The sequence below is a fragment of the Faecalibacterium sp. AF28-13AC genome (assembly GCF_003478405.1).
Taxonomy (GTDB): Bacteria; Bacillota; Clostridia; order Oscillospirales; family Ruminococcaceae; genus Faecalibacterium; species Faecalibacterium prausnitzii_E.
Genome location: NZ_QUFG01000003.1, coordinates 322572 through 344764 on the forward strand (window position 1 = coordinate 322572; position 22193 = coordinate 344764).

Annotated in this window: 26 protein-coding genes and 1 pseudogene; 20 read left to right on the plus strand and 7 right to left on the minus strand. The window is 47.5% G+C overall.

Annotated features, from left to right (window positions below):
- From DWY95_RS06015 to DWY95_RS17525, 19 genes and pseudogenes are all read left to right on the plus strand, one after another.
- Positions 1-529, plus strand: a 529-nt coding sequence (locus tag DWY95_RS06015) for a DUF6017 domain-containing protein (protein ID WP_243082607.1), incomplete at its 5' end; no start/stop codon positions are given.
- A complete protein-coding gene (locus DWY95_RS06020) occupies positions 529-1365 on the plus strand; it encodes a ParA family protein (RefSeq protein ID WP_117475933.1) in 837 nt (278 codons plus the stop codon). The genes DWY95_RS06015 and DWY95_RS06020, both read left to right, overlap by 1 nt.
- Complete coding sequence (locus DWY95_RS06025) at positions 1322-2266, plus strand: ParB/RepB/Spo0J family partition protein (protein ID WP_097791889.1); 945 nt, start codon at positions 1322-1324, stop codon at positions 2264-2266. The genes DWY95_RS06020 and DWY95_RS06025 overlap by 44 nt, the downstream gene beginning before the upstream one ends.
- A 67-nt stretch (positions 2267-2333) precedes the next feature.
- Complete coding sequence (locus DWY95_RS06030; protein WP_097839639.1) at positions 2334-2756, plus strand: hypothetical protein; 423 nt, start codon at positions 2334-2336, stop codon at positions 2754-2756.
- A gap of 8 nt (positions 2757-2764) precedes the next feature.
- Entirely contained in the window at positions 2765-2965 is a 201-nt protein-coding gene (locus DWY95_RS06035) for a hypothetical protein (protein ID WP_117536130.1), read from the plus strand.
- On the plus strand, positions 2892-3329 hold the full coding sequence (locus DWY95_RS06040) for a DUF3846 domain-containing protein (protein ID WP_097839637.1): 438 nt from the start codon (positions 2892-2894) through the stop codon (positions 3327-3329). The genes DWY95_RS06035 and DWY95_RS06040 overlap by 74 nt, the downstream gene beginning before the upstream one ends.
- 24 nt (positions 3330-3353) lie before the next feature.
- Positions 3354-3818 carry a PcfB family protein gene (locus DWY95_RS06045; protein WP_117950360.1) on the plus strand — a complete coding sequence of 155 codons (465 nt, stop codon included), beginning with the start codon at positions 3354-3356 and terminating at the stop codon, positions 3816-3818.
- A complete protein-coding gene (locus tag DWY95_RS06050) occupies positions 3815-5581 on the plus strand; it encodes a VirD4-like conjugal transfer protein, CD1115 family (protein ID WP_118552772.1) in 1767 nt (588 codons plus the stop codon). Before DWY95_RS06045 ends, DWY95_RS06050 begins: the two co-directional genes overlap by 4 nt.
- A 141-nt stretch (positions 5582-5722) precedes the next feature.
- Positions 5723-5938 (plus strand): Maff2 family mobile element protein, encoded by a 216-nt coding sequence (locus DWY95_RS06055; protein WP_055186938.1) that lies wholly within the window; start codon positions 5723-5725, stop codon positions 5936-5938.
- A gap of 85 nt (positions 5939-6023) precedes the next feature.
- On the plus strand, positions 6024-6506 hold the full coding sequence (locus tag DWY95_RS06060) for a DUF3990 domain-containing protein (protein ID WP_117477590.1): 483 nt from the start codon (positions 6024-6026) through the stop codon (positions 6504-6506).
- Entirely contained in the window at positions 6484-6927 is a 444-nt protein-coding gene (locus tag DWY95_RS06065; RefSeq protein ID WP_118552773.1) for a hypothetical protein, read from the plus strand. Before DWY95_RS06060 ends, DWY95_RS06065 begins: the two co-directional genes overlap by 23 nt.
- A 15-nt stretch (positions 6928-6942) precedes the next feature.
- The gene (locus DWY95_RS16780; RefSeq protein WP_133303651.1) at positions 6943-7320 is read left to right on the plus strand and encodes a hypothetical protein; all 378 of its coding nucleotides are present in this window, start codon (positions 6943-6945) and stop codon (positions 7318-7320) included.
- Positions 7321-7647: 327 nt separating this feature from the next.
- Positions 7648-8514 (plus strand): VirB6/TrbL-like conjugal transfer protein, CD1112 family, encoded by an 867-nt coding sequence (locus tag DWY95_RS06075; protein ID WP_117950607.1) that lies wholly within the window; start codon positions 7648-7650, stop codon positions 8512-8514.
- Between the two features lie 13 nt (positions 8515-8527).
- Positions 8528-8893, plus strand: coding sequence for a PrgI family protein (locus tag DWY95_RS06080; protein ID WP_112146658.1), 366 nt, complete (start codon positions 8528-8530; stop codon positions 8891-8893).
- Positions 8865-11237, plus strand: coding sequence for a VirB4-like conjugal transfer ATPase, CD1110 family (locus tag DWY95_RS06085; RefSeq protein WP_117950609.1), 2373 nt, complete (start codon positions 8865-8867; stop codon positions 11235-11237). The genes DWY95_RS06080 and DWY95_RS06085 overlap by 29 nt, the downstream gene beginning before the upstream one ends.
- Positions 11234-12967 (plus strand): C40 family peptidase, encoded by a 1734-nt coding sequence (locus DWY95_RS06090; RefSeq protein WP_117477593.1) that lies wholly within the window; start codon positions 11234-11236, stop codon positions 12965-12967. Before DWY95_RS06085 ends, DWY95_RS06090 begins: the two co-directional genes overlap by 4 nt.
- 14 nt (positions 12968-12981) lie before the next feature.
- Positions 12982-13245 carry a DUF4315 family protein gene (locus tag DWY95_RS06095; protein ID WP_097785686.1) on the plus strand — a complete coding sequence of 88 codons (264 nt, stop codon included), beginning with the start codon at positions 12982-12984 and terminating at the stop codon, positions 13243-13245.
- Positions 13229-13972 (plus strand): DUF4366 domain-containing protein, encoded by a 744-nt coding sequence (locus DWY95_RS06100; RefSeq protein ID WP_117477594.1) that lies wholly within the window; start codon positions 13229-13231, stop codon positions 13970-13972. Before DWY95_RS06095 ends, DWY95_RS06100 begins: the two co-directional genes overlap by 17 nt.
- 61 nt (positions 13973-14033) lie before the next feature.
- Positions 14034-14351 (plus strand): annotated as a pseudogene (locus tag DWY95_RS17525) (toprim domain-containing protein); the annotation flags it as partial.
- Positions 14352-14488: 137 nt separating this feature from the next.
- Here the strand turns inward: DWY95_RS17525 and DWY95_RS16980 are convergent.
- From DWY95_RS16980 to DWY95_RS06135, 7 genes are all read right to left on the minus strand, one after another.
- Positions 14489-14650, minus strand: coding sequence for a hypothetical protein (locus tag DWY95_RS16980; protein WP_158577528.1), 162 nt, complete (start codon positions 14648-14650; stop codon positions 14489-14491).
- Position 14651: 1 nt separating this feature from the next.
- Positions 14652-15236 (minus strand): accessory gene regulator B family protein, encoded by a 585-nt coding sequence (locus DWY95_RS06110; protein WP_117930188.1) that lies wholly within the window; start codon positions 15234-15236, stop codon positions 14652-14654.
- Between the two features lie 340 nt (positions 15237-15576).
- On the minus strand, positions 15577-16737 hold the full coding sequence (locus DWY95_RS06115; protein ID WP_117930189.1) for a radical SAM protein: 1161 nt from the start codon (positions 16735-16737) through the stop codon (positions 15577-15579).
- A gap of 1 nt (position 16738) precedes the next feature.
- Positions 16739-17830: a radical SAM protein gene (locus DWY95_RS06120; protein WP_118552774.1), complete on the minus strand. Its 1092-nt coding sequence runs from the start codon at positions 17828-17830 to the stop codon at positions 16739-16741.
- A gap of 26 nt (positions 17831-17856) precedes the next feature.
- The gene (locus DWY95_RS06125) at positions 17857-19485 is read right to left on the minus strand and encodes an ABC transporter ATP-binding protein (protein WP_243082609.1); all 1629 of its coding nucleotides are present in this window, start codon (positions 19483-19485) and stop codon (positions 17857-17859) included.
- Positions 19486-19658: 173 nt separating this feature from the next.
- Positions 19659-20981, minus strand: coding sequence for a GHKL domain-containing protein (locus DWY95_RS06130; RefSeq protein ID WP_117930192.1), 1323 nt, complete (start codon positions 20979-20981; stop codon positions 19659-19661).
- Positions 20978-21835, minus strand: a complete 858-nt coding sequence (locus tag DWY95_RS06135) for a LytTR family DNA-binding domain-containing protein (RefSeq protein ID WP_117930193.1) — start codon at positions 21833-21835, stop codon at positions 20978-20980. The genes DWY95_RS06130 and DWY95_RS06135 overlap by 4 nt, the downstream gene beginning before the upstream one ends.
- 41 nt (positions 21836-21876) lie before the next feature.
- Between DWY95_RS06135 and DWY95_RS06140 the strand changes: the two genes are divergently transcribed.
- Positions 21877-22193 (plus strand): DUF3847 domain-containing protein (locus DWY95_RS06140; RefSeq protein ID WP_117930194.1); only part of this gene is annotated, 317 nt, incomplete at its 3' end.

Sequence of the window (22193 nt, forward strand, 5' to 3'; positions counted from 1 at the left end):
GGCAGAATCGTCAAAATCAATATTCCAAAATCGTGATTTTCACGATTCTGGAGGCTTCAAAAACGCAAGTCAAGACCCTTCAAAATCACGATGTAATAAGACTAAAGAGAATGATACTGAAATGAGTGAGACTGATCCATTCAATTCTGAAGAAGCGGATGGGATGAGCAAACGCACCCAACTGGAAGAATATTTTTCTCAGTCTTTGGAGATAGACCTTTTGCTCCGGCTCTGCCCGGATGACAAGGACATTATCTACCAGATCGTAGACTTGCTGGTGGACACCTGCGCTACCAACCGTAAGCTGCTGCACATTGCTGGGGACGATAAGCCCGCCGAGGTGGTATGCAGTCGGTTTATGAAGTTGAACGCCGACCACATCCGCTTTGTGCTGAAGTGCTTTGCAGAGAACAGCAGCCCGATCCGTAACATGAAACAATATCTGCTCGCTTCTCTGTACAACGCGCCCACCACCATGCAGCTTTCCTACCAGAACCAAACCAACCACGACTTAGCGAATCGGAGGTGATGAAAATTTCAAAGAAAGCAACCACGATAGCCATCGTCAACCAGAAAGGCGGCACCGGCAAGACCACCACCTGTGAAAATCTGGGCATCGGGCTGGCGATGGAGGGCAAAAAAGTTCTGCTGGTGGACACTGACCCGCAGGGCAGTCTTACCATCAGCATGGGCTGGCAGCAGCCGGACGAGCTGCCTGCCACATTGTCTACTCTGATGCAGAAAGCCATGAACGACCAGCCTATCCAACCCGGTGAGGGCATCCTGCACCATGCAGAGGGCGTAGACCTCATCCCTGCCAACATCGAATTGGCAGGATTGGAGGTGGCTCTGGTAAACAGCATGAACCGGGAAAAGATGCTCAAACAGGTGTTGGACGGAGCAAAACGGGAGTACGATTATATCCTGCTGGACTGTACTCCCTCCCTTGGTATGCTCACCATCAATGCACTGGCGGCGGCAGACACTGCTTTGATACCCGTACAGGCTCAATATCTTTCTGCCAAAGGTCTGGAGCAGCTTTTGCAGACAATCTGTAAGGTACACCGGCAGAAAATCAATCCGAAGCTGAAAATCGAGGGCATCCTGCTCACCATGACGGACAGCCGCACCAACTATGGAAAGCAGATCGACACTTTGATTCGTCAGGCATACGGTAGTAAAATCAAGGTGTTCGACCAGACCATTCCCCGGTCTGTTCGTGCTGCTGAAACCAGTGCCGCCGGCAAGAGCATTTTCCAGTATGACCCCAAGAGCAAGGTGGCAGAAGCCTATCAATCTCTTGCGAAGGAGGTGTTGGTGGATGCCGAAAAGCGGCTTAAACGTAGCACTGAAAGGTCTCGATGATATTTTTTCGACCGAAGAGTCCCGGCAGGAAGAACAGCGGGAGCAGGTACAACAGATTCCCGTCAGCGAACTTTTCCCGTTCAAAAACCACCCGTTCAAAGTTCTGGACGATGATTCCATGACCCGGACGGTGGAAAGCATTTCGCAGTTCGGTGTGCTTGCGCCGCTGATTGCCCGCCCCAGACCAGAGGGCGGCTATGAGATCATCTCCGGGCATCGTCGGAAACACGCCGCAGAGCTTGCAAATCTGGACACCGTGCCTGTCATTGTGCGAAATATGGAGGATGATGCCGCCACGATATTGATGGTCGATTCCAATTTGCAGAGAGAACACATCCTGCCCAGCGAGCGGGCATTTGCGTACAAGATGAAGCTGGATGCAATAAAAAATCAAGGTGCTAGGTCAGATTTAACTTCGTCCCAAGTTGGGACGAAGTTGAGAGCCGATGAAAAAGTAGCAAAAGATTCAGGCGAAAGTCGCAATCAAGTCCAGCGTTTTGTGCGTCTGACGAACCTTGTCCCTGAATTGCTCGACATGGTGGACGAGAAAAAAATCTCTTTTAACCCTGCGGTAGAACTGTCCTATCTGGACGAAAAACAGCAACAGGATTTTTTAGAAGCAATGGATGCTTCCCAGAACGCACCATCTCTTTCACAAGCCATTCGGATAAAAAAGCTGGCGCAGCAGGGTGAGTTTGACTATGATGCAGTCTACAACATTATGAATGAGGAAAAGAAAAGCGAACTGGACACCGTGACCATCAAAAACGAAACCCTGCGGAAATACTTTCCACGCAATTACACGCCCCGGCAGATGGAAAGCATCATCATCAAGCTGCTCGACCAGTGGCAACTAAAAAAGCAACAGGCAAAACAGAAGAAGCAGGAAGAAGCGCGCTGATCGCAGACTGAACCAAAAGACCCAGTTCCGGGTCTTTTATTTTGCAAAAATTTTGGAGGAAACGTCTATGAACTTTACTACCACTCACATCCGTTCCGAGAAAGTCACCATTGATACTCGCATCTACACGATTCTGAACGGCAGAAAAAAGCCTGGTGAAGTCTATCTCGCTGCCATTGCCCCGGATATGGAGCTGACCATCATCACGCTGGACGAGGCTCCCGGCATCCTGCCCTGCTTTGAGGAGGATGATGCCTGCCTGAACCTTCCCAACACCTCGCTGCTGCTCTGCTACAACCCGGCGCAGGTGCTGAAGATGGGCGGAAAGCACTACCTGACCGGCCCGGTGATTCTTGTTCGCACCAACATGGACGGCGAGGTCATCTCGCTGACCATCGATGAAGTCTACCTGTTCCAGAAGTATCTGGCAAGCCACAGCATCACCCTGATGGCAGACGACCAGAAGCTGCCCTGCATCTGCATGGAGTGAGGTGTGCCATGCTGAACTTTTTTATCGGTTTCGCATTTTTTGAAGCCGGCGCTTTTTTCGGCTTCTTCGTGGCAGCTCTGTTGAACGCCGCCCATGCCTGGCAGGAGATCTCTATCAAATTCGAGGAGGACGATAATGGAACAGAACGAGAACACCTTGTCGGTGCTGAAAATTGCACCGGGACAGTATCCGCAGCAGGTCGAGATTGACAACAACCTGAAAGCCTTGCAGGAGGCGGTGGGCGGCACGATTGCTGCTGTTTACCCCTTTGCAGACCCAGTGGCTATCATCTGCAATGACGATGGTAAGCTCATGGGTCTGCCCCTGAACCGTGCTCTTCGGGATGAAAACGGAGAAATGTATGATGCCATTGCCGGAGACTTTCTAGTGGTGGGATTGGGCGAGGAGGATTTTGCATCCCTGACCCCAGAACTGGCGCAGAAGTACGAGCAGCTTTTCCATCAGCCGGAAGCCTTTCTGAAGCTAGGCAACCGTCTGTTGGTGCTGCCGGTGCCTGATGAACCTCCCGCAGAAAAGCCCCGCACCAAGCCCCCGGCAGAGCATGACCGCTAAAATCACCCTGCTGCACGGGAGGTGATGGCATTGCAGGAAGAAATCGAACAGAAGTCATTCAACATTATGATCTCCACCACAAAGCTGTCTGCCCGGACTGTCCTGCGGGCGGTAAAGGCGGCGTTTCGGCTGTACCAGTCCAAGACATCCCAAGGTAAGCAAAGTGTCCGCACTCTTCTGCGGCAGAACCGGGGTGTGTCCAGCGTGGAGATCAGTAAGACCGGCATCCGTGGGCTGGAACGCTACGCCAAAAAGTACGGCATCGACTATGCCATCCGCAAGGACACCTCCGAAGTGCCGCCCCGGTATCTGGTCTTTTTCAAAGCCCCGGATGCAGAAGCCTTCAACTCGGCGTTCAAAGAGTATTCGGCATCTCTGCTGAACAAAGACAAACGCCCCTCGGTGCTGGCAAAACTGCATGAACTGGTGCAGGCGGCGGCAGAACTCCCCGGCAAAGTCCGGCATAAGGAACAGGAGCGTGGACTGTGACCACGAAAAAGCTGACAAAGCTGCTGGCACTGTATCTGCCCTATATTTTGCTGGGGCTGGTGGCAACCAACATTGGCGAAGCGTGGCGGCTTGCCGAGGGCAAAGAGCTGGGGGATAAGATCATGGCGATGATGGGCACCGTTCCGGTGGCGTTTGCGAACCCGCTGCCCAGCTTGCATCCGCTCGATTTGCTGGTGGGCTTGTGCTGCGGTGCAGGGTTACAGCTGGCGGTCTATTTGCGTGGAAAAAACGCCAAGAAGTACCGCCACGGCATGGAGTACGGCTCTGCCCGGTGGGGCACCGCCAAGGATATTGAGCCGTTCATGGCACCCAAGTTTGCAGACAACATCATCCTGACCAAAACGGAACGGCTGATGATGTCCAACCGCCCACCGGACCCCAAAAACGCCCGGAACAAAAATGTGCTGGTGGTGGGAGGCTCCGGCAGCGGCAAGACGAGATTTTGGCTTAAACCCAACCTTTTACAATGTCATAGTTCCTATGTGGTCACTGACCCGAAAGGTAGTATCGTGGTCGAGTGCGGGAACGCACTTCTGAAAAACGGTTACAAGCTGAAAATCCTGAACACCATCAACTTCAAAAAGTCCATGCACTATAACCCCTTCGCCTATGTCCACAGCGAAAAGGACATTCTCAAACTGGTCACAACCCTGATGACCAACACCAAAGGCGAAGGGTCCGGTGGGGACCCATTTTGGGAGAAAAGCGAACGTCTTTTGCTCACTGCCCTGATCGCCTATCTGCATTATGAAGCCCCGGTGGAGGAGCAAAATTTCGCCACCCTGCTGGAAATGCTCAACACCATGCAGGTGCTGGAGGATGACGAGGAATATCAGAACCCGGTGGATCTGCTGTTTGAAGAACTGGCGAAAAAGAAGCCCAATTCCTTTGCCGGGCGGCAGTACAAACTTTACAAGCTGGCTGCCGGCAAGACCGCAAAATCCATCCTCATTTCCTGTGGTGCCAGATTAGCCCCCTTCGACATCCAAGAGCTGCGTGACCTCACTATGTACGATGAGCTGCAACTGGACACGCTGGGCGATAAGAAAACGGCATTGTTCCTCATCATGAGCGATACGGACAGCACCTTCAACTTCCTCATCAGCATGGTCTACACCCAGCTTTTCAATCTGCTGTGCGACAAGGCAGATGATGTATACGGCGGCAAGCTGCCCGTTCATGTACGGTGTCTCATCGACGAGTGCGCCAACATCGGGCAGATTCCCAATCTGGAAAAGCTGGTGGCCACCATCCGCAGCCGTGAGATCTCCGCCTGCCTTGTTTTGCAGGCGAGAAGCCAGTTGAAAGCCATTTACAAGGATAACGCGGATACCATTGTGGGCAACATGGACAGCCAGATTTTCCTCGGCGGCAGTGAGCCGACCACCCTGAAAGACTTGTCCGAGATGCTGGGCAAGGAGACCATCGACGCCTTCAACACCTCAGACACCCGTGGCAATAGCCCCAGTTACGGCACTACGTTCCAAAAGATGGGCCACGAATTGTTGAGCCGGGACGAGCTGGCGGTGCTGGACGGCGGCAAGTGTATTTTGCAGTTGCGTGGCGTCAGACCGTTTTTGAGCGACAAGTACGACCTGACCCAGCACCCTAACTACAAGCTGACCTCGGACTACGACCCCAAAAACACCTTCGATATTGAAAAATATCTGAACCGCAAAGAAAAAATCCAACCCGGAGATGAGTTCATCGTGGTGGATGCTGATTCGCTCCCGTCTGCCTGACCCGGTAGGCGGTTTTATTTTTATCCCGGTCAGAAAGGTGCACCAGAAAATCAGCCTTGCTGCGGTTATGCAACGTAAAACTACAAGATTTCGGGTGTGTACAAACGACCGGAAACGCTTTATAATAAAGGAGAAAAGACTATGGAATTCTTCAACTCTGCTATCGAAGTTCTTCAGACTCTGGTTGTCGCTCTGGGTGCCGGTCTCGGCGTTTGGGGTGCCATCAACCTGCTGGAAGGTTATGGTAACGACAACCCCGGCAGCAAGAGTCAGGGCATGAAGCAGCTCATGGCTGGCGGCGGCGTTGCTCTGGTGGGCATTACCCTGATTCCCCTGCTGAGCGGTCTGTTCGGTTAAGAACAGCGGGCGGCGATTGCCGCCCGGTACATATTTATAATAAGGAAAGCCATAGTAACGATCTCACATACAGAAGGTGAATCAGATGAGCGAGATTTTATTGTATCATGGCAGTAAAGAAGAAGTTGTCTATCCCGAAATCCGCATCACACGGTATACAAAGGACTTTTCTTGGGGATTCTACTGCACGAACAGCTATCAACAAGCCTACCGCTGGGCAGACCGCCGTTCTGCCGATGGTATTGTGAACGTCTATCGCTATGTAGAGAATCCTGACCTGAAAATCCTGCGTTTCCCTGAAATGTCGGACGAATGGCTGGATTTCATTGCAAAATGTCGTGCAGGCGAAACCCATCCCTATGATATTGTGGAGGGTCCCATGGCAGATGACACCATCTGGGACTATGTCAATGGATTTACGTCCGGGCAGATCAGCCGTGAAGCATTTTGGGCATTGGCGAAGTTCAAGCATCCAACACACCAGATCAGCTTTCATACCGTAAACGCTTTGCACTGCCTGACCTTTGAGAGGAGTGAATCCATCCATGACCGAAAAGCAGAAAAATGATGTTCTCTACGTTTGCAGCCTGATCGAGATCATCGCCCGTAAGACCAAAAATCATCGGCAGAATGTGATTCGTCACTTCACAAAAGCCGGCATCGAACGGCAGCTCCGGCTGGCAGAAGTAAACCACTGTCTGTCCTTTGAGCAGGTTTCAGATGAGCTGATTGAAGATCTCAACATCCCGGATGGGGATTTTGATACTGCTGCGGAGTGCCGCTATACGGTCCCTTCTGCAACCTCCATCGGAATGCTGTATCAGGGGCTGGTGCTGTCCACCATGAAAGATGAAGATGCTGCACAGGCAATTCTGGATGTTTTTTCGTCGTTTATCACGGATGAGATCTCCGATTTCAATTCCAACGTATACTACACCAATCCTGATTATCTCCGCTGCTCCTATCTGGAGGGCAAAATGCTTGCTTGAGAAAGGATTGTTATAATGGCAAAAAATCAACATAATGCAGGGCTTCATTATAGACCTCTCAATCAACTTGGATTATCAAACTTCAATGATTATATAGAAAATCCCATTGATAGTCGTTTTAAGTTTAATCCGCCCCCTCTAAAATGTGGTAAGCTTTTTGGACTTTGCAAAGCTGATCGTCAAAAAGAAAAGCTTCAGAAACATTGCCCGTGGCATCCGCTTCTAAAAATGAAGGCATTCACATTAGAGATCAACGGAGAAGCTGAATACATTTGGTATTGTAAAGAATGCGATTGTTATTATATGAACCCCTTTTGGCGAAATGGAGAAAAACGCATCCTTGATGTTTATCATAAGGTTCCTGTTCGCCGACTTATAAAAACAGCTATATAGCTTTGATTATGATTTGCCGATTGCCGAAAAGCAGTCGGCTTTTTTGTTTCCGTCGAACACTTTTTGTGTTTGCTCATATCATTTCATCTATCATTCATCAATCAAAAATGATAGATGAAATGAGGGCATTGTTCCATACAGCGGCTTGAGCAGCAGCGGAAAGCCCTCTGCAGCTTGCAGTTTTATTAAATGTCCGTGCTCCAAGCCGCGTTTTTATCCACCCATCCATGAAAGGCGGTGCTATTATGCAGTTTTTGACCCACATTATTTTTCTCCTGAATCTCCTCAAGACCCTTATCAACCATTTCAGTTAAGGACGGTGACTGAATGGAAACCGTTCTCAAAGCCATTGCCGACTGGATCAAAGGCATCCTGACGGCAGGCATTATGTCCAATCTCTCCGGCTTGTTTGATGATGTGAACACCCAAGTGGGCAACATCGCCCAGCAGGTGGGCACCAAGCCCTCTAGCTTTGAACCGAGAGTGTTCGCCATGATTGAAGCCCTCTCCCGCAATGTGGTGCTGCCCATTGCAGGCATCATTCTGACCTTTATCGCCTGTTATGAACTCATCGAAATGATCACCCAGCACAACAACATGGCGCAGTTTGAGCCTGCCCTCATCATGCGCTGGATTTTTAAGACTGCTATTTCGGTGTGGCTCATCAGCAATACTTTTGACATCGTGATGGCGGTGTTCGATGTCACCCAAAAGGTGGTATCCGATTCCAGCAGCATCATTGCCGGAAATACCCGTGTCAACGACATTGGCTTGTCCATGCTGCAATCCAGCCTGATGCAGATGGACGTTGGTCCCCTGTTCGGGCTGTTTTTGCAGTCCTTCTTCATTGGCATCACCATGCGCATCCTGTCCATCGTTATTTTCGTCATCGTCTACGGAAGAATGATTGAAATTTACTGCATGGTGAGCCTTGCGCCCATCCCCATGGCGACCTTCGGCAACCACGAGCAGAGCCACATGGGGCAGAACTACCTGAAATGCCTGTTTGCACTGGGTTTTCAGGGCTTCCTGATCTTGATTTGTGTTGCCATTTATGCGGTGCTGATCCAAAGCGTAGCGATTTCCGGGGATGCCATCAACTCCATTTGGAGCATTGTGGGCTACACCGTTCTGCTCTGTTTCAGCCTGTTCAAGACCAGCTCGGTGACGAAATCCGTCCTCGGAGCGCACTAAAGGAGGTGCTTTATTGGCTGCGTATATTTCAGTTCCCCGTGACCTGACGAAAGTGAAATCGAAGGTCGCGTTCAACCTGACCAAACGGCAGCTTGTCTGCTTTGGCACAGCGGCTCTCATTGGAGTGCCGCTGTTTTTTGTTCTCCGGGATTCCGGCGGCAACACTGCTGCCACCCTCGGTATGATGGCGGTGATGCTGCCGGCGTTCTTCCTTGGGATGTACGAGAAAAACGGTCAGCCCATGGAAAAGCTGCTGTCGTACTATGTGCAGTCCCGGTTTGTCCGCCCGAAGATCCGCCCCTACAAGACCAACAACTACTATGCGATTTTGATGAAGGGAGGCGCAACCTATGATTCCGTTTTGGAAAAAGACCGGTAAGGACGGCAAGAAAAAACCGCAGAAACCCGCCGTGCCCCGGACCGCCCAGCAGTCCATCCCCATGCAGCGGATGTTTGAGGATGGCACCTGCCGGGTGAAAGCAAACTACTACACCCGCACCATCCAGTATCAGGACATCAATTATCAGTTGGCGCAGCAGGAGGACAAGACCGCCATTTTCGAGGAATGGTGCAGTTTTCTGAACTTCTTCGATTCCAGCATTAAGTTTGAATTGTCCTTTGTGAACATGGCAACCGACAGCACCGAGTTTGAAAAGAGCATCCGCATTCCGTTCCAGAAGGACGGTTTCGATGATGTTCGTGCGGAGTACAGCCAGATGCTGCGCCAGCAGCTTGCCAAGGGCAATAATGGTCTGACCAAGACCAAATTCATCACCTTTGGTGTGGAGGGCGAGAGCATGGCACAGGTCAAGCCCCGGCTCGACCACATCCAGAATGACCTGCTGAATAACTTCCACCGGCTGGGGGTGCAGGCAAAATCCCTGAACGGTGTCCAGCGGCTGAAGCTCATGCATGATATGTTCAACATGGATGGCGCATCCAAGTTTCACTTTGACTGGAAAGACCTTGTGAAAAGCGGGCTTTCCGCGAAGGATGCCATTGCGCCCACCGCCTTTGCCTTCAAGAACAGCCGCACCTTCCAAATGGGCGGTATCTTCTGCGCCGTCAGCTTTCTGAGCATCACGGCATCCGACATCAGCGACCAGCTTTTGAAGGATTTTCTGGACATGGATTCCAGCCAGATCGTTACCATGCACATCCAGTCCGTTGACCAGAACCGTGCCATCAAGACGGTGAAGCGCACCATCACGGAACTGGACCGCAGCAAGATCGAGGAGCAGAAAAAAGCTATCCGTGCCGGGTATGATATTGACATCATTCCGTCGGATTTGGCGACCTACGGCAGGGATGCCAAGGCTCTGCTGAAAGAATTGCAGAGCCAGAACGAGCGGATGTTCCTCGTCACTTTTTTGGTGCTGAACACCGGCAGGACTGAACAGGAACTGGAAAACAATGTTTTTCAGGCATCCAGTATTGCCCAGAAGCACAACTGCAACCTGTGCCGACTGGACTTCCAGCAGGAGCAGGGTCTGATGAGCAGCCTGCCGCTGGCAGACTGCCAGATCGAAATTCAGCGGGGACTGACCACCAGCAGCACGGCTATCTTCATCCCCTTTACCACGCAGGAATTGTACCAGAGCGGAAAAGAATCGCTGTACTACGGTCTGAATGCTCTGTCCAACAACCTGATTATGGTGGATCGCAAGAAGCTGAAAAACCCGAATGGCTTGATTCTGGGTACTCCCGGCTCCGGTAAAAGTTTCTCGGCAAAGCGTGAAATTGCCAATGCGTTTCTGGTGACGGACGATGATATTATTATCAATGATCCCGAAGGCGAATACTCGCCGCTGGTGAACCGGCTGAAAGGTCAGGTCATCAAAATCAGCCCCAACAGCACCCAATTTGTCAACCCCATGGACATCAACGCCAACTACTCCGAGGAGGATAATCCGCTGTCCCTGAAAGCCGACTTTATTCTTTCTTTGTGTGAGCTGGTGGTGGGCGGCAAGGAAGGTCTGCTGCCGGTGGAAAAAACCGTCATTGACCGCTGTGTGCATCTGATTTACCGCAAATATTTTGCGAACCCCTGCCCGGAGAATATGCCCATCCTTGAGGACTTGTACAACGCTCTGCTTCAGCAGGAGGAAAAAGAAGCCCACCATGTTGCCACGGCTCTGGAAATCTACGTCAAGGGCAGTCTGAACCTGTTCAACCATCGCACTAACGTGAACGTCAATAACCGCATCGTCTGCTACGACATCAAGGAACTGGGCAAACAGATGAAGAAACTCGGTATGCTCATCGTGCAGGATCAGGTGTGGGGGCGTGTCACGGCAAACCGCAGCAGCGGCAAGTCCACCCGGTATTATATGGATGAGATGCACCTCCTCTTAAAAGAGGAGCAGACCGCCGCTTATTCCGTCGAGATCTGGAAGCGTTTCCGCAAGTGGGGCGGTATTCCCACAGGGCTGACCCAGAACGTGAAAGACCTTCTTTCTTCTCGTGAGGTCGAGAATATTTTCGAGAACAGCGACATGATCATCATGCTGAATCAGGCGGCAGGAGACCGGCAAATCCTCGCAAAGCAGCTCAATATTTCGCCCCATCAGCTTTCCTACGTGACCCACTCCGGCGAGGGCGAGGGGCTGCTGTTTTTCGGCAATGTCATTCTGCCGTTTGTGGACCGTTTCCCCACCGATTTGGAACTCTACCGCATTATGACCACCAAGTTGGGTGAAGTCTCGGAGGGCGCGCAGAAATGAGTGAACCGAAACTGAACATCAAAGAGGAATCGTCTACCAAAAAGACCCGTTCTCCCCCGAAAAAAGCCAAGGTAGAGCAGACGGTGCCCAAAAAGAAAAAGCTGAAAACCGATGCAGATAAAGCTGCGGAAAAGGCACAGCATCTGCGGTTTGGCAAGGCGGAACTGACCCCGGACGAACTGAGCCGGTTGAGTAAGGCGCAGAAGCGAGAGATGTACGCTGCCCATGCCGCCCGGTCTGCGGCGCATCACGAAGTTGACCAGTACGAGGATGACAATGTGGGCACGCAGGCGCTGAGCGAGGGCGAAAAGGCGGCAGGAAATGTCCGGGATATTTCCAAGAGCCGCTATGCCCGGAAGCTCAAGAGGAAAGCCAAGATGCAGGGCAAGAAGGGTGCCAGAAACGCAAAATCTTCCGTGCAGAAGCCAACTGCGGCACAAGATACAGGCGCATCCGGCACCGGCGAGGGCGGTTCCAACTGGCTTTCCCGATGGCGGCAGAAGCAAGACATCCGGCAGAGCTACTATGCTGCCGCCCGGTCGGGTACGGCGGCGCAGACCGCAGGTGGCAAAGCGGCATCCAACGGTGCATCTGCTGCCCGGTCCGGCGTGGAACAGGCGGTAGAAAAGGGCAAAACTGCCGTCAGCACCGCCGTAAAGGGGCTGGTGAATGCCGCAAAAGGCAACGCACACGTTCTGGTGATTGTGGGCGTTTTTCTTTTGCTCGTCCTCATGGTGATGTCGGGCTTTTCCTCCTGCGGTATCCTCTTTTCGGGCGGCACACAGGTGTCCGGGCAGACCATATACTCTGCCGAGGATCGGGACATCTGGGGTGCAGAGCAGGACTACAAAAAGCTGGAAAAGGAACTGGATAAAAAGATCAAGCGCACCCCCACCGACCACCCCGGCTACAACGAGTACCAGTACCACCTTGACCCCATTGAACACGACCCGTGGCAGCTCACTTCATTCCTGACCACTCTGTATGATGATTACACCCGGTCGGAAGTGCAGGGCAAGCTGAAGGAGACCTTCAAAAAGCAGTACAAGCTGACCACATGGGTGGAGGTGCAGATTCGGTATAAGACGGTCTGGGTCATCAGTCCGGCAGGTATCCCTGTTCCTACCCAAGTGCCGTATGAGTACAAGATTTTCCACACCAAGTTGGTGAACCGTGGCTTGGAGGTGGTCATCCGGGAGGAACTGGACAACGACCAATGGAAACGCTACGAGATCTTTCAGGACACCTTGGGCGGCAGACCGTATCTGTTCAACGGCGGACTGCCGCCCGGTGGCTCCGATGGCTCCGGCACACCCGGTATTGATTATCAGGTTCCGGCAGAAGCCCTGACGGACAGCGAATTTGCCGCCATCTACAAGGAGGCGCAAAAGTATGTGGGTACGCCCTACGTCTGGGGCGGCTCTACCCCGGAAACCGGTTTTGATTGCAGCGGCTATGTCTGCTGGGTGTACAACCAGAACGGCTACGATGTAGGGCGCACTACCGCCAACGGTCTGTGGAACAAGAGCCAGCACATCTCCGAAGCCGATGCAAAGCCCGGTGATCTGGTTTTCTTCAAAGGCACCTATGACACCCCCGGCATGAGCCATACTGGAATCTATCTCGGCAACGGCATGATGGTCAGTGCCGGAGACCCCATCAAGTACGCAAACATTCACTCGTCCTACTGGGAGAAGCATCTCGCCGGGTTCGGACGGCTTTCAAAATGATTGGAGAAGTTACTATGAGCGAAAAATCGGATAAACTGCGGGCGATGCTGGCAAAAGAGAAAGAACGCCGCATCAAGCTGAACAATCGCATCGAGATCCTGGAGCGGCGCATTCAGGAGGAAGATTCTGCCGAGGTCAACGAGATGGTGCGGACGGCAAAGGTCACGCCGGAACAGCTCGCCGCCCTGCTGCGGCAGTCTGCCACCACCACCCCGAACCCTGCTGCGCTGTCTGCCGTGGGTGCAACTTTCGAGAAGGAGGATGCAGATGAAGATTAAGAAACTGGGCGCACTGCTGGTATCGGTGGCACTGTGCGCTGGCATGGCGGCTCCCGCTTTTGCCTATGGCGGTGAGCCTGTGGAGGAAGTGGAACAGCCCGTCCTGACTTCTACCACCGATGAAGAAGATGTAGTCACCGTGACCGATGAGGAGACCGGTGCCCTGACCCCGGAGGGCAACTTGACGCTGGTGGACGATTACCACACCGACTATTCCGATGGCAGCGGTCAGCAGTTCATTACGCTGGTGTCGAAGTCGGGTGCGACTTTCTATCTGGTGATTGACCGCAACGCCAAGGGGCAGCAGACCGTTCACTTTATGAACCTTGTGGACGAAGCCGACCTTCTTTCCCTGATGGAGGAGGAAGAAGCGAACGCTTATACCGCTGAAAAAGAAGCAGCGGCGCAGGCGGAACAGGACAGGCTGAAAGCCGAGGAAGAAGCGAAAAAAGCCGCCGAAGAAGCGGCAGCATCCGGCACGGAACAGCCCAAGGAAAACAAGGTCACAAAGATCGCATCCGGCTTTTTGGGTGTGGTGGTGCTGATTGCACTGGCAGCAGGTGGCGGCTTCTATTTCTATCACCAGCAGATGCAGAAGAAAAAAGCCGAAAAAGAAGCCCTCGACCCCGATGCAAACTACACCGAGGACAAGGGCGATTTTGAGATCCCTACCGATGTGCCGGACGAGGACGAAACCCCGGACGAGCAGGACACTGAACCCATCTGATTTCAAGGCGGCATTTTGCCGCCGTACATATCCAAATGAAAACAGATTGGAGGGAACGCTTATTTCAATTCTAGTTGTAGCAGAAAAGCCCTCGGTTGCCATGTCCTACGCCAAAGTCCTCGGTGCCACCAACCGTCAGGACGGCTACCTTGAGGGCAACGGTTATCTGGTAAGCTGGTGCGTGGGTCATCTGGTGGAGCTTGCTCCGCCCAATATCTACGATGCCAAATACGTCAAGTGGAGCATCGCAGATCTGCCCATCCTGCCGGAAAGGTGGCAGTATCTGGTGTCTGCGTCCACCAAAAAGCAGTTTGGTATCCTGCAAAAGCTGATGGACCGCCCAGATGTGGATAGCATTGTCTGTGCAACGGATGCAGGATAGTGCGGATAGGTGATTTAAGAGAAACCAAAAAGAGACCTCATTTCGTAAAAACAAAGCAATCGATTATACTTCCTTCACCCGGAAGTAAACGATTGCTTTGTTTTTTGATGTTTAAGCCATATTAAGGAGTCTTTTCAATCCATACTTTTAAGAGATTTGTTGGGTAATTGTTGCTTAATAGCACAGGGCCGTTCTGGCTGATAGACAATCCCCGTACATGATGGTGGCCAGCCATAGCGTTCCAAGTCAATCATGTACAATAAAATTTCTTTTGCCACTACTTCAATTTTTTTCATGTCAATCATTTTCCTTTCTATTTATGATAACTTCAATCTGAAGCAACCCAATGGAGAAAACTAATGCCCAAAGCATGCTGCCTAGCATACCTCTACACTTCAAAACCAAAAAGATTAGATTAAAAAGCCCAAAGAATAAAACAAGAATATTTTTCTTTTTTAGATTTGCTACTGTTTCTTCTTTGCCAAAGTGAAGTTGCCAAGGATATGATGGCTTTGTAAATAGAAGAATAACGAGTAGTATATTGTTGAATAGAAAGATATCAAATAGTCCAATATTCAAAGTTATTGGAACTAAAACTCCAGCAACTAATGAAATGATTAATCCGCTTAGTACTAAACACAACCATGGATACGGTGCATGCCATCCACCCATACGCTCTCTAATTGAGCAAAAGACCACGCAAAAAATCAATGTTTCAAAAATCTGATTGTACAAAAAGGCAACAATAAATGTGATGATCAAAAACAATGCCTGCATAACTTTCTTCTCAACAACGTATTGACACCACACTTCACTTGATTCATCAATAAAATTTAATTGAATAAAAAAGTGGGTTATTTTTTTAGAAATATCATGCATCATTTGATTTCCTGTTTAAATAATATCATAAACTCCGACTCTCGGTAGGTTTTACAGTAAAATTCATTTTTCATGAAAGATAGCCCATTGTTGAATTCAAAAATAGGGTCAAGGCTTAAAATATAACCTTGACCCTACTTTTATGCCATCAACTTAAACAACTCCATAGTAGTTGTTTACGGCATTTGCACTGCATCCAGACATTTCGACAACGATTTCTTCAACTTCGACTTCTGTGCTCTTTTTTTCGACCTTGATTTCGTTTTCCATGATACTTCTCCTTTCCACTGAAAATCCAGTAAATATTTAAATAAAAGGAAATCCTTTTATTTTCAAGAATAAATCATACTGTTCTTCTTGTATAGATTTTAACTAGACCCGGTACAACTTTATCGAAGTAGTTATATTCACAGCGATGCTTATACAAACATCCACCAAAGCATATTGGAAGATACTTACATTGAGCACACTTTGATTTAATTTGACTAAAAGGTTTTTCGATATCACTAGAAATCGTACCAATAACTGAGTTGAAGTCTCCGTTACAACGATATACAACGCCTTTGCCGTCAATTCCGAATGTATGCGTATTTTTCCCCATACAGATTATTCCATGATCGAACCCGATTTTTGTGCTTTGATATACTTGCATCGAAGCTAAAAGTTCTGCCGTTCTTAAAACTAATGTTGCTTTTTCCTCTGAGTTGTAATCATTCGGCTCTTTTACACATAGCGAAACCTCAGGTTCGATTCCTTTTTTCCTCAAGTCAGTAATAAGATCTTGAATGCCTTCAACCGAATAATCCAATACAATATTTAGCACAATATGTGTGTAATCCTTTATATCAGCTAAATTTTCGACAATATCATGATATGACCCTGTTCCATTTTGATAGGGTCTCCTTGAATTGTGAGACTTCTCGTTCCCATCCAAAGTAACTTTAATTGCTTTTAATCCAAGCTCTTTCCATAACACAAAGTCTTCCTTTTCTATTTGAGTCCCATTTGTAACGATAGAGAATGAATATCTTTCTCTTAGTAAGTCATGAAATGTTTGAGACGTTCGAGAAATAATGTCTTTCCTTAATAATGGTTCGCCTCCATAAAAAATCACTTTCAAATTTTGGACTGACATTTGTTTCATGAGATCAATTATAGACGATATGATTCGTGAAATATCTATCATATCATCAAATTGTGCTTTTTGCTGTTCTTCATAACAGTACACACATTTACAGTTGCATTTCCTTGTAAGAATCAACATAACAATCAATTCGTTTGAATTTCCTGCCTCTTTATGATAGAACCGCAAGACCTCCTCCTGCTGCATAATCTGATCATCAACTAAAATCCCTTGACCAAGCATTTTATCACGCAACTGCGTAGACCACGCCTCGGAATTTTTAGTTACGCACATTATTTTGTGCGTAAACATATTATAAATAGTCAAATAATTTTCTTGTGGGTAGCCTTCGACAAAAACGTTATATTTTGAAAATTCCATATTAAATATTCAACTCTTTCAAACAGTATCTAGACTTTCCGCGCAAATTTCCATCTGTAAAAAATTTTAATGCACGACACCAAACGCCACAATTATATTTACAACCCTCGCACTCAGAAACTTCTCTAAGTGTTTCCATTGCAGGAGCATTCCAAAGATTCTCCCACGTATTTTGGAACACATTCCCACAACAAAAATCTTTGGAAGACTTTAACATTGGGCATGGATATACGTCGCCGTTATTGTCAATATAGATTTCAGTTGTTCCTGCCTCACATGTTATAAATCTTCTTGGCAAACCTGTTTCGTGATAGAGTCTTTTTTCAAACTGATATGAAATGCCAATGTCATCCATATACCATTGCTTGAGTTGCATTAATTCTGGCATTATTTTCTTTATATTTTTCTCATAAATGCTGGCATCACCATCTTGCGACCCCAATCCAGCAGGGACCTTAAGCCCAAATCGAACGTTTGTTATCCCTTCTTTTATCAAGAATTCAATTAATTTTTTGTATTGCTTAACAGAAACAGGTTCAAGCATTATTGTCAGAACAACATCATATCCATAATCTATTAACTTTTTTGCCTTATACACACTTTCCTTTGCATTATCGAATTTATTCCAAACTTCATTTAGACTTACTTGAAAGTTGATATTATCTTTGGGCCATTTTTCTTTAAATACTCTTTCTACCAATGTGCCATTCGTTAAAACAGTTTGTTTAATTCCATAGTTGTATGCCGCATGTATAACATCATAAAAGTTTTTCCGCATTAGCTGTTCTCCGCCTGTCCATGTAATGCATAAAATTCCATTGGCATGACACATTTCAACTATTTTTAAAAGATTTTCATCAGACATGTCTTCTGCGGTCGTTTTATCGGCAGCATAACAATATGCACACCGCAGATTACAGTAACTGGTTGCGCGAATATGAGCAAACAAAGGTTTCGCTGTAGAGTCAACCTTTAAATTTGTCAATTCGTTCTTTGTCACTGTAAAAACGCTATGTCCATTTTTCAATTCCCTTATGCGAAATGTTTCGTTTAAATTAGGATCAAATGTTTCTCTTAAAATTTTTTTGTTCATAGCACAAATATTTCTTTATATCAATTCTATGATTCTATAACAACAACTCCAGAATCAATTCGGTAACGTACATCAAAGGACTTTATGAACGCACCATTCTGGTCATGTGTGATCGCCACCACCATACAAGGCATTGAAAGCAAATTCATCATAACCTGCTGCGCTGTCTCTGGGTCGAGGCTAGCGGTGATCTCATCTGCAATGATGAGGTCATATTCTCGCAGAGCCAGCCGCGCTATTCCAATACGCTGTCTCTGACCTCCAGAGAGATTCTTTCCGTTTTCACTGATGACGGTCTCCAGGCCATCCGGCAATGTACGAAGCCAATCGGTAAGGCCCGCCATTTCGATCGCATGGGCAAGCCGCTCTTCCGAGAACGGTTCCCGGAGACAAATATTATTTCGGATCGTATCGTTGAACAGATAGGTCGTCTGTGCGATATAGCCGATATGCTGATAAAACGATCTCCGATCAATTTCGCGCACCTGTGTTCCGTTGAAAAGAATATCACCAGAGTAATCCGGGTAGTACTGGAACAGCAGCTTTGCCAGTGTGGATTTCCCGCAGCCGCTTTCCCCGATCATGGCCACTTTCTGCGTTTTCTCGATTTCCAGCGAGGCATCGTTCAGAATCGGCCGCGATGCCCCCGGATAGGTGAATCCAACGTGTCTGCACGCAATCCGCTGCACCCGGTTGATCTCTTTCCCCGTTGTTGTCTGTTCTTCTGCCGCCATAGCGTTCTCAAGCCGCTCCCGAATTCCGCGGGAGGATTTGATTTTTGCGTAGCACTGTGCGATCTGGTGGCAGGGGCTGATCACAAAATTTGCCATACTTGCCGCAGTGCACATGGTACCCATTGTGATCTTTCCATCGAATACGAGCAACAGACCAACCAGCAGGACGACGGGAAAAATCAGATTGCTGATGAGTGATGTATTGACGATGACCGCATTCAAGCTTTGTTGGTAGTTCAGCTCACTTTCTTCTGCCTTGTGAGAAGCGGCACGGTGCTGCTCGTTGTAAGCATCTTCTCTCAGAAAAGAGCGGATCAGTTCAAAGCCGCCCAGCAGTTCCTTGAGCTGCCCGGTATACATTGCCATTTCGCTCGAAAAGCGGTCTCGTGTCTGCTTTAGTCGCTCATTCATCATCCGGGGCAACACCAACGGCGGAACCGTGATGAGCAGAATGACCGCCAGCAGCATCGGGCTGATATAGAGGTACAATCCCAAAGCGCATAGCATAATGCCGCCCCAGAACACGACATTAAAAATCGACATATAATAGTCATCGTACAATGTGCGCAAATCTGTTGTCAGGAGCGAAAGATATGCTGCGTCTCCCTCGCGGTTATACTGTGCGACCGGGCGATGCAGAATGCGCTCTATGACTTGATTGCGCACCTGTTCCACTGCACCGCAGGCGAGTTTTGTAAAAGACCGACGGCTGAGCCGCTCAAACATCCAGCTCAGGAAAGTGATGACGAATACAAGCCCAAGGTAACAAAAGGCTTCTTCTTTTGAAGTTGAGTCAATCAGCCATTTGAGCTGAAAGCTTTTTAACGGTGCAAACAATGACACGCACGCGGTAAATAAACCAAACAAAAAAATTTTCGCTTTGTTTTGTTTGAAGTGATCATTGACCGTTGCTTTCACCACAATTTCCCTCTTTCTCTCATTCTTTGATGCTTTTACTATATCACAAGAAATCGACTGACTTTCAATTTTGCAGTGAAATCCATATTTTTTGCAGTAAAATCGGCATTTGTTTTTCTGACAAATACAAAAATCCTATCTATCCACCACAAAAAAGCAAATAAATAGGATTCTTCTTAGCTAGCAAGTGAAAATTGGGCTGAAAAGGAGAAAACATGCCCCTCTTTGTTATAATCAAAAGTATAAAGAGCATCAACGCAATCAAGAATCGCCATGACATTTTTCAGTCCATATCCATGCTCTAGTGAGTTTAATTCACGTGAAATAACATGATTGTCTCGAATTTTTATATCTCGTGCCGTACTATTCTCAAGATATAAAAAACCTGCAACTTCTGTCGTGCGCATTTTCAAAAGTATTGTTCGATTTTTTGAATCTGCGATTTCCTTGCATGCATTTAATGCGTTATCAATGAGATTTGATAAAATGACAATTAGGTCTTCGTCAGACAATGGAAATCCTGAAAGATCATCAAGCTGAAATTGGAAATCAATCTCATTTTTCTTGGCAATCGTATTTTTTTGTGTAAGAAGAATATCAACCACGTTTCGACCAGTCTTAGCAATCAATATAGGAAATACATCTTCTTTTAATAATCGCTTCACATATCGTGCAACTTCCCCATTTGGCGATTCTTGCAGAGCCAAACCGTATATTATGGAAAGCTGATTCTGGAAATCGTGAGTTTTCTTTCGCTGCTCCGAGTAAGCTTCTACAAGTGCTTCTATGCTTTCTTTTTCTTGTTTGATACTTCGACGCAGAATAATATTGTCTTGAATTGCGATTTGTTGTCGGTCCAAGTAGTCAAGCATCCAAATAGCAATCACATCAAACAACAAAAGGACAAACTCGCAGAAGAGCAATCCAAGCCCAACACTTGGTTCGGATTCATAGATATGAAAAAATATAATTGAACATAAAGCCGTTGTTAATGGGAACAGCATCGCACGGAGCCAATCTTGCCACTGCGTGTTTCTAAAATGAAATCTTTTTTTTGCCAACAATCCGATTATTACAACGAACAGCAATTCCATGCATTTCATCCAGTAACAAATCAAATAATATTCTATCGGATTTTCCATATATGAAGCAACCGAACGTTTTGATATTGTAGAAAGTAGCAAAAGAACAATTGCATCACACACATTGACAAATGAATAGAATCCAATTGCAATTCCAACGCTTTGGATAGTAGTGTCGATGTATGCACATTTTAGCCATAACGCATCAAGTATAATAAGAATAAACACTTTTAGCCAAAAAATTCGATCAAGAAAAATTAATGTGACAATATTTCCGGAAATCAATATACTTATAGATATCCAAAAGCATATTCCTTTAAGCCTCTTTTGAAAAAATATAGCGGCAAAAAACATCAACATTATGATTTCGAGCGCAACCAATAAATGATTGCACCAAACCCAAATAAAATCGGTCATAAATGTGTACCTTTCCAGAGTAAAAACTTTTTACAAGTGTCTTTGTAGTTTTTTTCGGAAACTTTTATTGTTATACCTGTTTGAAGATATGCGTTATAGCTTGCAATCCTGTCAATGTATTGCATATTCGCTAAAAAGCTTTTTTGCAGTCGCACAAAGCCGCTTTCGGAGAGAAGTTCATCATAATCTTCAAGCTTTCCAAAGCATTCCAGCAAATCACCTGTTATCAAAAAAAGCCGAACCATTCGTCGGGAAGTCCCCTCTATATATAGAATATTTTTAGTTGCAACTTTCTCAACTCGATTTTTCAATCTAATCAAAACACAGTTTTTGCTCTCATATAGTTTTTCTTGTATAGCATCCATGCAGCATGGGAGTTCCTCGTCCAACTGAGGTTTAAGTAAGTATCGGAATGCATCGACCTTATATCCTGAAGGCGCATACTCTATAAAGGCAGTCACAAATACCAAAATAAGTTCAGGATATCGCCCCCTAAGGACTGATGCTACATCCAAGCCGCTTTGTTCAGGCATATCGATATCTAGAAATGCAATTTGTACTCTTGATAAATTATTTTTTAGTAGCTCTCTTGCCGATGTGTATATTTGACTTTCATATAACCAGTCTTTCTTTACACAATGTAGCTCTATTTGCTTATCAAGCATCTCGGCAAATGTTTGTTCGTCATCAAGAATCACAACATTCACAACAAAATTAAACCTCCGTACTTTCTCCGCAATGACTAACCATACCGAGAAATCTTCTCGATCATCAATGCTTTTTCGATTTGTGCTTTTTACATAATTATCTTCCATTGGAATGTTAAAGTCAAGAAAAACGTTGACCATCATCATAGTGTAGCCATTCTGACATTAAATTATTGGAGCGTGATGCCATGACCCAACCCAAAACCGACATTGCCTATCTCCGCAGCGAAAAAGCCAAAGCAGAGCAAAAGCTGCGCTCTTGTCAGCACCGGGAGAAAATCCTTGAACGCAGGATGTCGGAGCTGAACCGGAGAGAGCGTGTGCATCGTCTTTGCACCCGTGCCGGAATGCTGGAAAGCTTTCTGGTCTGTCCGGGAGAGCTGACCGACGATCAGGTGATGGAACTGCTGAAAATCTCGTTCCGTCAACCGGAAGTCGTGCTGGCACTTGCAAAGATGGTGCATGACGTTCACGAACGCAGCAACGTCCAAAACCCTTTAGAATA

Excerpts from the sequence above, each read along its gene's own strand:
- DWY95_RS06020 (WP_117475933.1), top strand. The coding sequence starts at position 529 with ATGAAAATTTCAAAGAAAGCAACCACGATAGCCATCGTCAACCAGAAA.
- DWY95_RS06025 (WP_097791889.1), top strand. The coding sequence starts at position 1,322 with ATGCCGAAAAGCGGCTTAAACGTAGCACTGAAAGGTCTCGATGATATT.
- DWY95_RS06030 (WP_097839639.1), top strand. The coding sequence starts at position 2,334 with ATGAACTTTACTACCACTCACATCCGTTCCGAGAAAGTCACCATTGAT.
- DWY95_RS06035 (WP_117536130.1), top strand. The coding sequence starts at position 2,765 with ATGCTGAACTTTTTTATCGGTTTCGCATTTTTTGAAGCCGGCGCTTTT.
- DWY95_RS06040 (WP_097839637.1), top strand. The coding sequence starts at position 2,892 with ATGGAACAGAACGAGAACACCTTGTCGGTGCTGAAAATTGCACCGGGA.
- DWY95_RS06045 (WP_117950360.1), top strand. The coding sequence starts at position 3,354 with ATGGCATTGCAGGAAGAAATCGAACAGAAGTCATTCAACATTATGATC.
- DWY95_RS06055 (WP_055186938.1), top strand. The coding sequence starts at position 5,723 with ATGGAATTCTTCAACTCTGCTATCGAAGTTCTTCAGACTCTGGTTGTC.
- DWY95_RS06060 (WP_117477590.1), top strand. The coding sequence starts at position 6,024 with ATGAGCGAGATTTTATTGTATCATGGCAGTAAAGAAGAAGTTGTCTAT.
- DWY95_RS06065 (WP_118552773.1), top strand. The coding sequence starts at position 6,484 with ATGACCGAAAAGCAGAAAAATGATGTTCTCTACGTTTGCAGCCTGATC.
- DWY95_RS16780 (WP_133303651.1), top strand. The coding sequence starts at position 6,943 with ATGGCAAAAAATCAACATAATGCAGGGCTTCATTATAGACCTCTCAAT.
- DWY95_RS06075 (WP_117950607.1), top strand. The coding sequence starts at position 7,648 with ATGGAAACCGTTCTCAAAGCCATTGCCGACTGGATCAAAGGCATCCTG.
- DWY95_RS06085 (WP_117950609.1), top strand. The coding sequence starts at position 8,865 with ATGATTCCGTTTTGGAAAAAGACCGGTAAGGACGGCAAGAAAAAACCG.
- DWY95_RS06090 (WP_117477593.1), top strand. The coding sequence starts at position 11,234 with ATGAGTGAACCGAAACTGAACATCAAAGAGGAATCGTCTACCAAAAAG.
- DWY95_RS06095 (WP_097785686.1), top strand. The coding sequence starts at position 12,982 with ATGAGCGAAAAATCGGATAAACTGCGGGCGATGCTGGCAAAAGAGAAA.
- DWY95_RS06100 (WP_117477594.1), top strand. The coding sequence starts at position 13,229 with ATGCAGATGAAGATTAAGAAACTGGGCGCACTGCTGGTATCGGTGGCA.
- DWY95_RS16980 (WP_158577528.1), bottom strand. The coding sequence starts at position 14,650 with ATGAAAAAAATTGAAGTAGTGGCAAAAGAAATTTTATTGTACATGATT.
- DWY95_RS06110 (WP_117930188.1), bottom strand. The coding sequence starts at position 15,236 with ATGATGCATGATATTTCTAAAAAAATAACCCACTTTTTTATTCAATTA.
- DWY95_RS06115 (WP_117930189.1), bottom strand. The coding sequence starts at position 16,737 with ATGGAATTTTCAAAATATAACGTTTTTGTCGAAGGCTACCCACAAGAA.
- DWY95_RS06120 (WP_118552774.1), bottom strand. The coding sequence starts at position 17,830 with ATGAACAAAAAAATTTTAAGAGAAACATTTGATCCTAATTTAAACGAA.
- DWY95_RS06130 (WP_117930192.1), bottom strand. The coding sequence starts at position 20,981 with ATGACCGATTTTATTTGGGTTTGGTGCAATCATTTATTGGTTGCGCTC.
- DWY95_RS06135 (WP_117930193.1), bottom strand. The coding sequence starts at position 21,835 with ATGATGATGGTCAACGTTTTTCTTGACTTTAACATTCCAATGGAAGAT.